The organism is Microlunatus phosphovorus NM-1 (assembly GCF_000270245.1).
In the GTDB taxonomy this organism is placed as follows: domain Bacteria; phylum Actinomycetota; class Actinomycetes; order Propionibacteriales; family Propionibacteriaceae; genus Microlunatus; species Microlunatus phosphovorus.
The window spans coordinates 747992-760138 of the sequence record NC_015635.1 but is presented as its reverse complement, the minus strand read 5'-3'; the positions used below and the strand labels follow the sequence as shown (position 1 = coordinate 760138).

Sequence of the window (12147 nt, the reverse complement as noted above, 5' to 3'; positions counted from 1 at the left end):
AGGCAACCCGTCCTCAGATCTTCTCGCGCCAGACCCGCTCGAAGGGCAGCCGCCAGGCGTTGGGCGCGACCAGCTGATGGATCGAGTTGGGACCCCAGCTGCCCTGCGGATACGGCTTGACCGGCGGCGGATCCGCGAGCAGCGGAATCGACCGCTCCCAGAGGCTCTCGATGCCGTCGGCCGTGGTGAACAGCGTGTGATCGTCACGCATCGCATCCATGATCAGCCGCTCGTACGCCTCGAGCACGTCGGCGGCGTGCGCGGTCTCCTGGGTGGAGAACTGCATGGACAACTTCTCCATCTTCATCCCCGGCCCGGGCCGCTTGCCGTAGAACGACAACGACACCTTGGACTCGTCGGCCAGATCGAAGGTCAGGTGGTCCGGACCATGGGAGCCGACGCCGGAGTTGGGCGGGAACATGGAGCGGGGGGCTTCCTTGAACGCGATCGAGATGATCCGCTGCCCCTCGGCGAGCCGCTTCCCGGTGCGCAGATAGAACGGCACCCCGGCCCAGCGCCAGTTGTCGATGCCGCACTTCAAGGCGATGAACGTCTCGGTGTCGGAATCGGGGGCCACTCCCGGCTCGTCGCGATAACCCGAATACTGCCCGCGTACCACGTGTTCCGGCTTGATCGGCAGCATCGAGCGGAAGACCTTGTTCTTCTCCTCGCTGATCGCGAATGGCTCCAGCGCGGTCGGCGGCTCCATCGCGACGAAGGCGAGCACCTGGAACAGGTGGGTGACCACCATGTCCTTGTAGGCACCGGTCGACTCGTAGAACATGGCGCGCTTGTCGAGCCCGAGCGTCTCAGGGATGTCGATCTGGACGTGATCGATGAAGTTGCGGTTCCAGATCGGCTCGAACAGACCATTGGCGAAGCGGAACGCCAGGATGTTCTGTGCCGCTTCCTTGCCGAGGAAGTGATCGATGCGGAAGATCTGCGACTCGTCAAAGGTCTCGTGCAGACCGGCGTTGAGCTCCACGGCACTCTGCAGATCGGTGCCGAAGGGCTTCTCCATCACCACCCGGGAGTACTCGACCAGGTTGGCATCCTTGATCATCCTGATGACCGCCGGAGCGGCGACGGGCGGCACGCTGAGATAGTGCAGCCGGGGCGCGGAGCCGCCGAGCCTCTCTTCCGCCGCACCAACCGCGGTGGCCAGGCCCTCGGCGCCATTCCCCTGCGAGACATAGGTCAGCCGCTTGGCGAAGTGCTCCCACTGCTCGTTGGTGAGCGATCGGTGTGAGAACCGGTCGAGCGCCTCTTTGGCGAAGGCCCGGAATTCGTCGTCGGTCAGCGGCTCCAGCGAGGTGCCGACAACCTGGATGTCGGGTGCGAGCTCCGACAGGGCCAAGTGGGCCAGGCCGGGGATCAGCTTGCGCTTGGACAGGTCACCGGTGGCTCCAAAGAGCACGATGACGTGTGGCGGTAGCGCCGGATCACGAGGTGGGCGCGGCCGGCTCCCAGGGGCCGGGTAGGCGATGGTCTGCGCGGGTGGGGTGACGTCTGGCACACGGGAATATTCGCATCCGCAATTTCGGCGCGTCCACCGGGGTCCGATTTTCCGCATCTGATGGTAGCCGGGGCGGGTTAGGTGAACCCGCCCCGGCCGTCAGGACCAACTGGTCAGGATCAGTAGTTGACCACCTTCAGCGACAGCAGCTGGTGCAGTTCACGCAGCTCCTTGGTCCGCTGGTCGGGGCCTTGGCCGCTCGGCTCGATGTCGAAACGGGCGAGGTCGACGTCCGAGGCGAAGGTGCCGAGCTCGGCCTGCAGACGATTCTGCTCCAGCCGCGAACGACGTCCGTTGATGCGCCGCGCACGAGCGGCATTGAAGGACTCCAACATGAGTTCCCCTCCATTCGAGAGATTTCGTATGGAGGCGCCATTGCCTGGACCCTTTACGTGTTCAGGTCCGATCCCAAGTCTAGCAACTGGTCTACCCTGGTCTGACTCGATTCAGACGCTTAAATGATGACCTTCACCACCATTTCTCGACGCCCACCGATCAACTGGTCTGATAACTGGTATGCCAGTCGATCGGTGGTATCAGCAACCCCTCGGGTCAGCCACCGGCGCCCAATTCCGACTCCGCACCAGTCGCTGTCACTGCGCACCATTTCGAGTGGCCTGATTCCGACTTCGCACCAGCTGCTGTCACTGCGCACCAGGTACACGTGGTGCCCAGTCGCACGAAATGGTGCGAAGTGGATGTCGGGGCTCGACCACCGCCCCGGGGCGACACATCAGGCAGAGTCGGACCGGCCGTCCGCGAGTGCCTGGACGAACAGTGTTTCGGCGACGCAGGCGGCTTCGAAGTCACCAAGATGTACGCCCTCGTCGATGCCGTGCCAGCGGGCATCCGGATCGGCGACGGCCGTGATGAGAATGGCGGCGCCGGGGAAGGCGTCTGCGAACTCGGCAACCAGCGGGATGGACCCGCCCTGCCCGACCAGCACCAGGTCCCGACCCCAGGCTGCGCGGACGGCAGCCCGCGCCAGGTCGGCAACAGGACCCTCGAAGCCGATGACGGCCGGCTGGCCGACCTCGCCCTCGGTGACCGTCACCTGCGCTCCCCATGGGGCATGGGTCTCCAGGTGCCGACGAAGGCAGCCGAGTGCCCGTACCGCGTCGTCTCCGGGGGCCACTCGGAGGCTGATCTTCGCGCGAGCGCTCGGGAGCAAGGTATTGGACGCTTTGGCGATCGGTGTCGTGTCGAGGGCGATCACCGCGACCGCGGGCCTGTTCCACAACCGCTCCACGACAGAGCCGCTGCCGAGCAGCCTGACGCCGTCGAGCATTCCGGATTCGGACTGGAGCCGCTCGGGCGGATAGAGCAGGTCCGGGCCAGGTCCGCTGTGCAGACCCTCGATCGCCACATTCCCGTCCTCGTCGTGCAACGTGGCGAGCAACCGACACAGCGTCGTCAGGGCATCCGGAGCAACTCCGCCGAAGAGCCCGGAATGAACCCCGTGCCGCAGCGTACGGACCTCGACAATGCAGTCAGCCATCCCGCGCAGCGTGGTGGTGAACGCCGGCTCGCCGATGGCCCAGTTGGAGGAGTCCGCGATCACGTACACATCGGCGACCAGCTTGTCGCGATGCGCGGCGAGGAGGGCGCCCAACGTCGGCGACCCAACTTCCTCCTCACCCTCGATGAACAACGTCACTCCGATCGGCGGCCGCCCGCCGAAGGCGCGCAACATGGCCAGATGCATCATGATTCCGGCCTTGTCGTCGGCGGAGCCGCGGCCGTGCAGCCGATCGCCACGCTGCCGGGGCTCGAAGGGCGGACTCGTCCACAATGACTCGTCGCCCGTCGGTTGGACATCGTGATGGGCATACAGGCAGATCGTCGGGGCACCGGGTGGCGCCGGATACCGTCCGATCACAGCCGGGCCGCCACCAGCACTGACGATCTCGGTTTCCGGGCAGCCGGCCTGCTGCAGCAGTGCCACCACAGCCTCGGCACTGCGCTGCAGATCGTCGACGCGCTCCGGATCGGCGCTGACGGAGGGGATCGCGATCAGCGCCTCCAGGTCGGCTCGGACTCCGAGGAACTCATCACGCACAGCCTGGGCAAGATCCATGGTTGGGAGCCTACGGGGCACTGGGAGTAGGATTCTCACGACCTTGATATAGGTCAGGTCAATTAGTCACATGCTTCAGGGGCGACGATGAGTCACAAGCGGGTCAACCAGCAGACCGCAGCGACGGTGCTAGCGGAAGCAGTGCAGAAGGTCACCGACACTCAGCAGGATGCCATCACCGCGGCCGCGACCTTGCTGGCGGACTCCGTGGCCAACGGTGGAGTGGTGCAGGTGTTCGGCACCGGTCATTCGCGTTCGTTTGCCATGGAGATCGCCGGCCGGGCCGGTGGACTGGTGCCGGCGAACAAGATCTCCATCACCGATCTGGCCTTCTTCGGGCCCAAGTCGATCGCGGAGGTGATGGATCCCCATCTGGAGCGGGACGACACCCTCGCCGCACAGCTGCTCGAGGTGCACAACATCCAGCCTCAAGACGTCTTCGTCATCTGCTCCAATTCCGGCGGCAACGGATCCACCGTCGAGTTGGCCAGACTGGTCACCGAGCGTGGTCACAAGCTGATCGCGGTGACCTCGATGGACCACACCAGCAAGATCACGTCCCGGCATCCGAGCGGCAAGCGGCTGTTCGAGTACGCCGATGTGGTGATCGACAACTGCGGTGCCTTCGGCGATGCCGTACTCGAACTACCGGACGCACCCGACGGCTCTCCGCAAGGACCGATCCTGGCCACCTCGACCGTCACCAGCGCCCTGATCGCGCAGATGATGGTGACCGAGGCCTGCGGCCTGCTGATCGAGGCCGGTAAGCCGGTACCGGTGCTGATCTCGGCCAACATCCCGGGCGGCGATGAGAACAACGACCGGCTGCGAGCTGCGTACGCCGATCGGATCAAGCAGGGCGGACCGTAACCCAGACCCGCTTACCCACGGCGGCTCTAGCCCAGTCCCAGCTACATCCCGGGTCCCCGGCTCCCACTTCGCACCAACTGCATCTACTGCGCACCAGGTCTACGTGGTGCGAGGTGGCAGCAGCTGGTGCGAAGTCGGAATCAGGCCCACCCGAAATGGTGCGACGTCGGGTGGGCGAGCTCGGCTCAGTGTCCGGCGGCGGCCAAGGCGGCGGGGATGGGGGCTTGCCAGACCGTACGTATCTCGTCCAGCGACAGGGTGAACTGGCCTTCGACCTCGAGTGAATCGCCACCGGTGGTGCCCAGACGTCGGAACGGGATGCCGGCCTCTGTCGCGAGGTCGATCAGCTCGGGCGCGTTGGCGGACGACAGCGAGACCAGTACGCGGCCGGTGCTCTCGGAGAACAGGGCCACGAACGGGTCGTCGTCGCCGAGCGAAACCGAGGCCCCGACGCCGTAGCGGAGCGCCGACTCGACCAATGCCTGCGCCAGCCCGCCTTCGGACAGGTCGTGCGCACTGTTCAGCAGTCCACGACGGGCAGCCCGGACCAGCAGTCCAGCCAGCCGCTTCTCGTGGTCGAGGTCCAGTGCCGGCGGTTGCCCACCCAGATGCCCATGGACGACATCGGCCCAGACCGAGCCGGCGAACTCGTCGCGGGTCTCCCCCAGCAGCCAGATCTCCGCTCCGTCCACTTCCCCGCTCGGGGCGAAACCGACCGGGGTCCGGGCTGTGACGTCGTCGATCACGCCGAGCACCCCCACTACCGGGGTCGGCAGGATTGCGGTGTCGCCGGTCTGGTTGTAGAAGCTGACGTTGCCGCCGGTCACCGGCGTACCGAGCTCGAGACAGCCCTCGATCAGACCCTCGATCGCCTCGGAGAACTGCCACATCACCGCCGGGTCCTCCGGCGAGCCGAAGTTCAAGCAGTCGGTGATCGCCACCGGTTGAGCGCCACTGACAGCCACGTTCCGGTACGCCTCAGCCAACGCCAGCTGAGCGCCCCGGCGCGGGTTCAGATAGGCGAACCGGCCATTGCAGTCGGTGGCCAACGCGACGCCCAAACCGGAGGCGTCGTCGATCCGCAGCATGCCGGAGTCCTCCGGCTGCGCCAGCACCGAGTTGCCACGGACGTAACGGTCGTACTGGTCGGTCACCCAGGACTTGTCGCAGAGGTTCGGCGAGCCGACCAGCCGCAGCAGAGTGTCGGCGAGCTCGGGGCCACTGGCCGGTCGAGACAGTCCGTCCACTCCGCTGGCCTGCACCGCATCCAGCCAGTCCGGCCGGGCGAGCGGCCGCTCGTAAACCGGCCCCTCGTGCGCCACGGTCTTGGGGTCGACATCGACGATCGTCTCGCCGTGCCAGTCGATGATCAATCGGTCGCCGTCGGTGACCTCGCCGATCACCGTCGCCTGGACGTCCCATCTGCGGCAGATGGCCAGGAACGCCTCGACGTCGTCGGGCTCGACGATCGCCATCATCCGTTCCTGGGACTCGCTCATCAAGATCTCTTCGGGGCTGAGCGTGGAGTCCCGCAGCGGCACCAGGTCCAGATCGACGTGCATGCCACCGTCACCGGCCGCGGCCAGCTCCGAGGTGGCACAGGAGATGCCGGCCGCGCCGAAGTCCTGGATGCCGGTGATCAGCTTGGCTGCGAACAGCTCGAGGGTGCACTCGATCAGCAGCTTCTCCATGAACGGGTCGCCGACCTGCACTGCCGGCCGCTTCGACGGCTTGGTGTCGTCGAAGGTCTCCGAGGCAAGGATCGAAGCCCCGCCGATGCCGTCGCCGCCGGTCGCGGCGCCGTAGAGGATCGCCTTGTTGCCGACGCCGGTCGCCTTGGCCAGGTGCAGGTCCTCATGCCGCAGCACGCCGATGCAGAGTGCGTTGACCAGCGGGTTGCCGAGGTAGGACTGGTCGAAGACGACCTCGCCACCGATGTTCGGCAGTCCGAGACAGTTGCCGTAACCGCCGACTCCGGCCACCACACCCGGCAGCACGCGAGCCGTATCCGGAGCATCCAGCGGGCCGAAGCGCAGTGGATCCATCACACCGATCGGCCGGGCGCCCATGGCCAGGATGTCGCGGACGATGCCACCGACCCCGGTCGCAGCGCCCTGATAGGGCTCCACGTAGGAGGGATGGTTGTGCGACTCGACCTTGAAGGTGACCGCATAGCCCTGGCCGATGTCGATCACGCCGGCGTTCTCACCGATCCCGGCCAGCAGCTTGCCGGCCGGTGTCTCCGCCGGCACCTCGGCGAACTTCCGCAGATGCACCTTGGACGACTTGTAGGAGCAGTGCTCCGACCACATCACCGAGTACATGGCCAGCTCGGCACCTGTCGGCCGGCGGCCCAGGATCTCGCGGATGCGGAGGTACTCATCCTCCTTCAATCCGAGCTCAGCCCACGGCTGCGGCTGATCAGGACTGGATGCTGCATTCTCGACGGTGTCGGCCACGGCGCAACGCTACCTGGGCTCGGGCCGCCGAGTCGGCCACCGATCAATGGATGGCCTGCCCCGCTCCCGCGTACTCAACGCTCTTGCTATGGACCCAGCAGCGCGAGCGGTACGACGGCGACACCGTCTGGGCGGCGGTAGGCGTACTGCCCGGCATGGATGACGACTCGTTCGACCAGCCGTTCACCGAGCTGGTCGCGCAGCCAGTTGAGGTGACGTACATCCTTGTCGCCGATCGTGCCACTGAGCTTGACTTCGATGGCGAGTATTCGAAGAGCGCGCCGAGCCAGGTATTCGTGTCCGGTCTCGCCGTCACCCGATCACCCTCGCCGCGAAGGAGCCCATCGATGCTGACGCCGGCCAGTCGTGCGGCGAGGCCGGGGTCGACCAGATGGTGCTTCGGCGAATGAGTGAGGCGCTTCAACGGCGAGAATGCCGGAATCCAGGCAGGCACCGGATCCAGCACGAAGATCCGGATGAGGTGCTCGCGGTAGCTGGCAACAGTCTGCCTCGATGGTTTGTCGTCTTCGCCCGGGGTGGCCGCATCGAGGATCCGGCTATAGACATGGCCCATACTTAACAGATTGCCGAGCTTCTATCTAACAAATCGCGGGCTCTGTGTTTGACAAATCGCGCACTCGTTCACACCCGGGTCGCAGATTCCGGGTCAGACCTTGGCGGCGAGAAAGTCGAGCACGCTGGCGAAGAAGGGCTGGCCGTCCAGACTGGGCGAGGTCAGCGACTCGACGTTGTGCTCGGGATGCGGCATCAGGCCGACGACGTTGCCCCGCTCGTTGCAGATCCCGGCGATGTCGTTGAGCGAGCCGTTCGGGTTGTCGAGGTAGCGGAAGACCACCCGGCCCTCACCTTCCAGGCGGGCCAGCGTGTCGACGTCGGCGACGTAGCGTCCCTCGCCGTTCTTCAGCACGATGGTGATCTCCTGGTCCTTGGCGAACGCCGACGTCCAAGTGGTGTCGACCGACTCGACGCGCAGTCGCTGATCGCGGCAGATGAACGTCTGCCGCTCGTTGCGAATGAGAGCGCCGGGCAGCAGGTGGGCTTCGCACAGCACCTGGAAGCCGTTGCAGATGCCGAGCACCGGCATCCCCTGCTTCGCAGCGGCAATCACCTGCTCCATCACCGGTGCGAACCGGGCGATAGCGCCGCAACGCAGATAGTCACCGTAGGAGAACCCGCCGGGCAGGATCACCGCGTCGACTCCGTTCAGGGAGTCGCTGCCGTGCCACAGCGAGACCGGCTCGGCTCCACCGATGCGGACCGCGCGCAGCGCGTCATGATCGTCGAGTGAGCCGGGAAAGGTGACGACGCCGATCTTGGGTGCCATCAGACCTCGTCGATCCGGACGTCGAAGGTCTCGATCACGGTGTTGGCCAGCAGCTTCTCCGCGGCGTCCCGGATCTCGACCAGGCGCTCGTCAGTGACTTCACCGGCCACCTCGACCTCGAATCGCTTGCCCTGCCGCACGGTCAGACCCTCGTAGCCCAGCCGACCCAGTGCGCCCGTCACCGCCTTGCCCTGCGGGTCCAAGATCTCGGGCTTGGGCATCACGTCGACCACTACTCGCGCCATGGCGGCCAGCCTACTCATGGTCGCGGCGGCCGCAGGTCGTCGGCGACGTCACGAGATCGGGCGTCACAAGGTGGCGACGATCTCCTGGAAGTTCTGCTCCAGAGTGGTCAGTCCGCGAACGGGCTGGCGGTGAGCCGCCCGTACGCCTCCAGATAACGCTCCCGGGTCGCTGCGACGACTGCGTCCGGGAGCGGAGGTGGGGCATCGCCGCTGCTCCGGTCCCAGCCCGACTCGTGCAGCAGCCAGTTGCGGACGAACTGCTTGTCGTAGGAGTCCAGCACGCCCCGATCCCAGGCAGCGGCATCCCAGAATCGGGATGAATCGGGCGTCAGCACCTCGTCGGCCAGCACGATCGTCCCGTCGGGCCGTCGGCCGAACTCGAACTTGGTGTCGGCCAGGATGATGCCCCGCTCCCGCGCGATCGCCTCCGCAGTGCCGTAGACCGCGAGCGTCAAGTCGCGGATCCGCTCAGCCGTCTCGGCCCCGACTGTGTCGACCACGACCTCGTACGACACATTTTCGTCGTGCTCCCCCAGCGCGGCCTTGGTGGCCGGGGTGAAGATCGGCTCGTCGAGTCGGGAGCCGTCGTGCAGCCCCGCCGGGAGTGGGACCCCGCACACCGACTGAGACTGCTGGTACTCCAGCCAGCCGGAGCCCGTCAGATAGCCGCGGGCGACGCATTCGACCGGGATCATCTCGAGGCGTTCACAGATGATCGCCCGACCGCTCACCGCCTCGGGAACCTCGACCGAGACCACGTGGTTGTCGACCACATCGGCGAGCTGGCCGAACCACCACAAGGAGAGCTGGGTCAGCACCGCCCCCTTGTCCGGGATCAGGCTGTCCAGCACGAAGTCGAACGCGGAGATCTGGTCGGTCGCGACCATCAGCAGCCGGTCGTCCTCGTACGCGTACAGCTCGCGAACCTTGCCACGATGAATCAGCGGATAGTCGAGCCGGTCGGCATAACGGGCAGAGGTCGGCAACGTCACGCGGCCCATCCTGCCAGGCCCGGGCTTGGGGAGAGCTGCCCTGGCCAGACCCTGAACGACCCCGGATCTCCCGGCGGAACCCGTGACTTCTCCCGGCCGCGCAGGCATGGTGGATGTCGAGAGCCCGTCCGGCTCCGCCACCGTCTATCCGGAAGAAGGATCACCCATCATGGCCAGCCTCGCCCGCCCGTCCAATGACCGAGTCATCGCAGGGGTGTGCTCGGCAATCGCCCGCCGCTTCGGTCTTTCCAGCAACGTGGTTCGGCTGATCTTCGTGATCAGTCTGTTCCTGCCGGGCCCGCAGTTCCTCATCTATCTCGCCGGCTGGCTGCTGATCCCCGATGAGCGCAAGGCCTCCGTCTACTGATCGTCTCCACCCAAGCTCTCGATCCTCCCTCCCCCCGCGATCGCGCCCCTCGCCAACCCGGCGAGGGGCGCGAGTCATTTCGCCCCTGACCTTGAGCCTGGCTCGGCCCACCGAGCAGGCATTAGCCTGGCTGCGTGACGGCTCCAGACCGGGAGGCGACTCAGTCACGATCCGCAGCCCCGGATCGTGGACCAGATGGTGAGACCCCGGACGCGGCACAGCTCGCCGGGCGCCTCGGTGCAGCCCGCGACGACGCCTTCGTGGGACGCGATCAGGAGTTGGCTGCGATCTTCGACGCCGTGGCTGGGGCCACTGACGTACGTGTGCACTTCGTCCACGGCCCCGGTGGGATCGGCAAGACGATGCTCCTCGGAGCGATGGCTCGGCAGGCCGGCCGTCTGGGTCATCCCACCTGCTACTTGGATGCTCGCGACGTCGAATGTTCACCGATGGCCGTGCAGCGGCTCGTCCGAGCCGCGGACGAACGCCCGAACACGCTGCTGCTGGTCGATGGTTACGAGCTGCTCGAGCCACTGGATCGTTGGCTGCGTACGGAGCTGCTCCCGGCCCGCCCCGCCGACGCCGTCACCGTGCTTGCCGGTCGCGACGAACCCGGTCCTGATTGGTGGCTGGATCCCGGTTGGCGGCAGCTGCTCCACGTGCATCCGCTGGGCCGTCTCGACGACGCCACAAGCCGTCGGCTCCTGTCGGCACTGGGCGTGACCGACCAGACCGCACGGCTCGCCGACCTGGGCCGCGGATACCCGCTCGCTCTCGCCATGCTGGCCGAGGTCGATCGCAGCGGGCGACGGCCGGCCGAGCTGGCCGACGCCCCTGATGCCGTCAGTCGGCTCTGCTCGCTGATCATCGACGACGTCCCTGACGACGACCATCGCACCGGGCTGGCGGTCTGCGCGCACGCGACCCGGACCACCGTGGACCTGCTCAGCTATGCGATCCCCGGTCGAGCCGAGGAGGTCTTCGACTGGCTCGAGTCCCGCCCGTACGTTCGGCGTGGCGCTCTCGGTCTCTACCTTCACGACGTGGTTCGCGAGCTGTTCGAGGCCCAGCTGGAGCATCGCTCCCCCGCCGAGTACGCCAGGGTGCACAGCCTGGTCCGGTCCTTCTTTCTCGACCGGATCCACGACCCGGCCAATGCCCACCCAGACCGCGCGGCAGCCGAGATCCTGCTGCTGCACCGCCGAACTCCGTTGGCCGCGGACACCTCGGTGCTGCGCGATCGTGGCCGGCTCAGCGTGCCACGAGCCTCGGCGGCGGAACGCGAGCAGATCGTCACCGTGATCGAGGCGAACGAGGGGCCTTGGTCAGCCTCCCTGGCCCGCCGGTGGCTGGCCGACCAGCCGCGCTGCGCGTACCACGTCCAAGCCGACGACGGACCGGCGGCGTTCTCGATCCAGCTCTATCTCCCCGGGCCTGCCGACCTGATGACTGACGATCCGATCGTCAAAGCGATCTGGGACCTGGTCCGCGAGCGTGGGCCGCTACGAACGGGCGAGCGGATCAATGTCAACCGATTCGGCGGGGCCACCAGCGCCTACCAGGGCGATCCCCTGCAGCTGCTGGTCAACGGGGTCTCCTGCCTCCTCGAGTGGTGCACGGTCCCAGCGGCCTGGACGTTCATCGTCGCTCCCGACACCGACCACTACGACCGCTACTTCCAGTATCTGGGGCTCAGCCGGATGCTGGTCCTGGAACTGGGCGCTCACCGGATCGTCGCGTACGGGTGGGATCGACGCCGGTTCCCGGTCCCGGCGTTCTTCGAGATGATGGCGACTCGCGAGCTGACCGGCGAGATCGGGCCACCACCGGCCCACCTGCTGCGACCGGCGCCGCTGTCCAGGACGGAGTTCGACGCGTCCGTCCGGTCCGCACTGCGCCGGCTGACCCGGACCGGCGGACTGGACTCCTCCGAGCTGCTGACCAGCAACCTGGTCGCCGATGGCGAGGCCGATCCCACGAACGCGCTCGCCCAACTGCTCCGCGACACCATCGCCGGCCTGAGTGCCGAGCGTGGTGGCGACGAGCATCGCCGAGTGCTGGAACGCACCTATCTGAGCGGCACGCCGTCCCAGGAGGCGGCCGCGGAAGTCCTCGATCTGCCGTTCAGCACCTACCGCCGACACCTCGTCCGGGCGATCGAACGTCTGGTGGAGGTGCTGTGGGACCGCGAGCTCGCTGGTCCCTGGATAGATCCCTCGCCCGGATAGGCCCTTCGGTCCGACAGGGGCAGTGAGCACGAAGTGAGCATGGACTGA

Annotated in this window: 11 protein-coding genes; 3 read left to right on the top strand and 8 right to left on the bottom strand. The window is 66.7% G+C overall.

All coding sequences use genetic code 11. The features are described 5' to 3' along the window. Positions 1-13: 13 nt before the first annotated feature. The 3 genes from zwf to MLP_RS03290 form a co-directional block, all read right to left on the bottom strand. Positions 14-1573, bottom strand: a complete 1560-nt coding sequence (gene zwf, locus MLP_RS03300; RefSeq protein ID WP_083843685.1) for a glucose-6-phosphate dehydrogenase — start codon at positions 1571-1573, stop codon at positions 14-16. A gap of 62 nt (positions 1574-1635) precedes the next feature. Beyond that, positions 1636-1851, bottom strand: coding sequence for a hypothetical protein (locus MLP_RS03295; protein ID WP_013861590.1), 216 nt, complete (start codon positions 1849-1851; stop codon positions 1636-1638). A gap of 398 nt (positions 1852-2249) precedes the next feature. Then, complete coding sequence (locus MLP_RS03290) at positions 2250-3593, bottom strand: dipeptidase (protein ID WP_041789671.1); 1344 nt, start codon at positions 3591-3593, stop codon at positions 2250-2252. 87 nt (positions 3594-3680) lie between these two features. Here MLP_RS03290 and MLP_RS03285 point away from each other — a divergent pair, with 87 nt between their 5' ends. Then, positions 3681-4463: a sugar isomerase domain-containing protein gene (locus tag MLP_RS03285; RefSeq protein ID WP_013861587.1), complete on the top strand. Its 783-nt coding sequence runs from the start codon at positions 3681-3683 to the stop codon at positions 4461-4463. 185 nt (positions 4464-4648) lie between these two features. Here the strand turns inward: MLP_RS03285 and purL are convergent, their stop codons facing one another. The 5 genes from purL to MLP_RS03260 all read right to left on the bottom strand — a co-directional run bounded on the left by purL (position 4649) and on the right by MLP_RS03260 (position 9513). Beyond that, positions 4649-6922: a phosphoribosylformylglycinamidine synthase subunit PurL gene (gene purL, locus MLP_RS03280; protein ID WP_013861586.1), complete on the bottom strand. Its 2274-nt coding sequence runs from the start codon at positions 6920-6922 to the stop codon at positions 4649-4651. A gap of 43 nt (positions 6923-6965) precedes the next feature. Further along, entirely contained in the window at positions 6966-7496 is a 531-nt protein-coding gene (locus MLP_RS27835) for a DUF4143 domain-containing protein (protein ID WP_013861585.1), read from the bottom strand. A gap of 93 nt (positions 7497-7589) precedes the next feature. After that, complete coding sequence (gene purQ, locus MLP_RS03270; protein ID WP_013861584.1) at positions 7590-8267, bottom strand: phosphoribosylformylglycinamidine synthase subunit PurQ; 678 nt, start codon at positions 8265-8267, stop codon at positions 7590-7592. Further along, positions 8267-8512 (bottom strand): phosphoribosylformylglycinamidine synthase subunit PurS, encoded by a 246-nt coding sequence (gene purS / locus MLP_RS29420; protein WP_013861583.1) that lies wholly within the window; start codon positions 8510-8512, stop codon positions 8267-8269. Before purS ends, purQ begins: the two co-directional genes overlap by 1 nt. A gap of 107 nt (positions 8513-8619) precedes the next feature. Continuing rightward, complete coding sequence (locus tag MLP_RS03260) at positions 8620-9513, bottom strand: phosphoribosylaminoimidazolesuccinocarboxamide synthase (RefSeq protein ID WP_049804437.1); 894 nt, start codon at positions 9511-9513, stop codon at positions 8620-8622. A gap of 73 nt (positions 9514-9586) precedes the next feature. On the opposite strand from MLP_RS03260, the gene MLP_RS03255 reads away from it, so the two are divergent. Continuing rightward, complete coding sequence (locus MLP_RS03255; protein WP_231851413.1) at positions 9587-9871, top strand: PspC domain-containing protein; 285 nt, start codon at positions 9587-9589, stop codon at positions 9869-9871. Positions 9872-10005: 134 nt separating this feature from the next. Next, positions 10006-12099: an ATP-binding protein gene (locus tag MLP_RS03250; RefSeq protein ID WP_013861580.1), complete on the top strand. Its 2094-nt coding sequence runs from the start codon at positions 10006-10008 to the stop codon at positions 12097-12099. Positions 12100-12147: the final 48 nt, after the last annotated feature.

What these genes read in the sequence shown, in the direction of transcription:
- zwf (WP_083843685.1), bottom strand. Translation starts at nt 1,573, where the DNA reads ATGCGGAAAATCGGACCCCGGTGGACGCGCCGAAATTGCGGATGCGAA.
- MLP_RS03295 (WP_013861590.1), bottom strand. Translation starts at nt 1,851, where the DNA reads ATGTTGGAGTCCTTCAATGCCGCTCGTGCGCGGCGCATCAACGGACGT.
- MLP_RS03290 (WP_041789671.1), bottom strand. Translation starts at nt 3,593, where the DNA reads ATGGATCTTGCCCAGGCTGTGCGTGATGAGTTCCTCGGAGTCCGAGCC.
- MLP_RS03285 (WP_013861587.1), top strand. Translation starts at nt 3,681, where the DNA reads ATGAGTCACAAGCGGGTCAACCAGCAGACCGCAGCGACGGTGCTAGCG.
- MLP_RS27835 (WP_013861585.1), bottom strand. Translation starts at nt 7,496, where the DNA reads ATGGGCCATGTCTATAGCCGGATCCTCGATGCGGCCACCCCGGGCGAA.
- purQ (WP_013861584.1), bottom strand. Translation starts at nt 8,267, where the DNA reads ATGGCACCCAAGATCGGCGTCGTCACCTTTCCCGGCTCACTCGACGAT.
- purS (WP_013861583.1), bottom strand. Translation starts at nt 8,512, where the DNA reads ATGGCGCGAGTAGTGGTCGACGTGATGCCCAAGCCCGAGATCTTGGAC.
- MLP_RS03260 (WP_049804437.1), bottom strand. Translation starts at nt 9,513, where the DNA reads ATGGGCCGCGTGACGTTGCCGACCTCTGCCCGTTATGCCGACCGGCTC.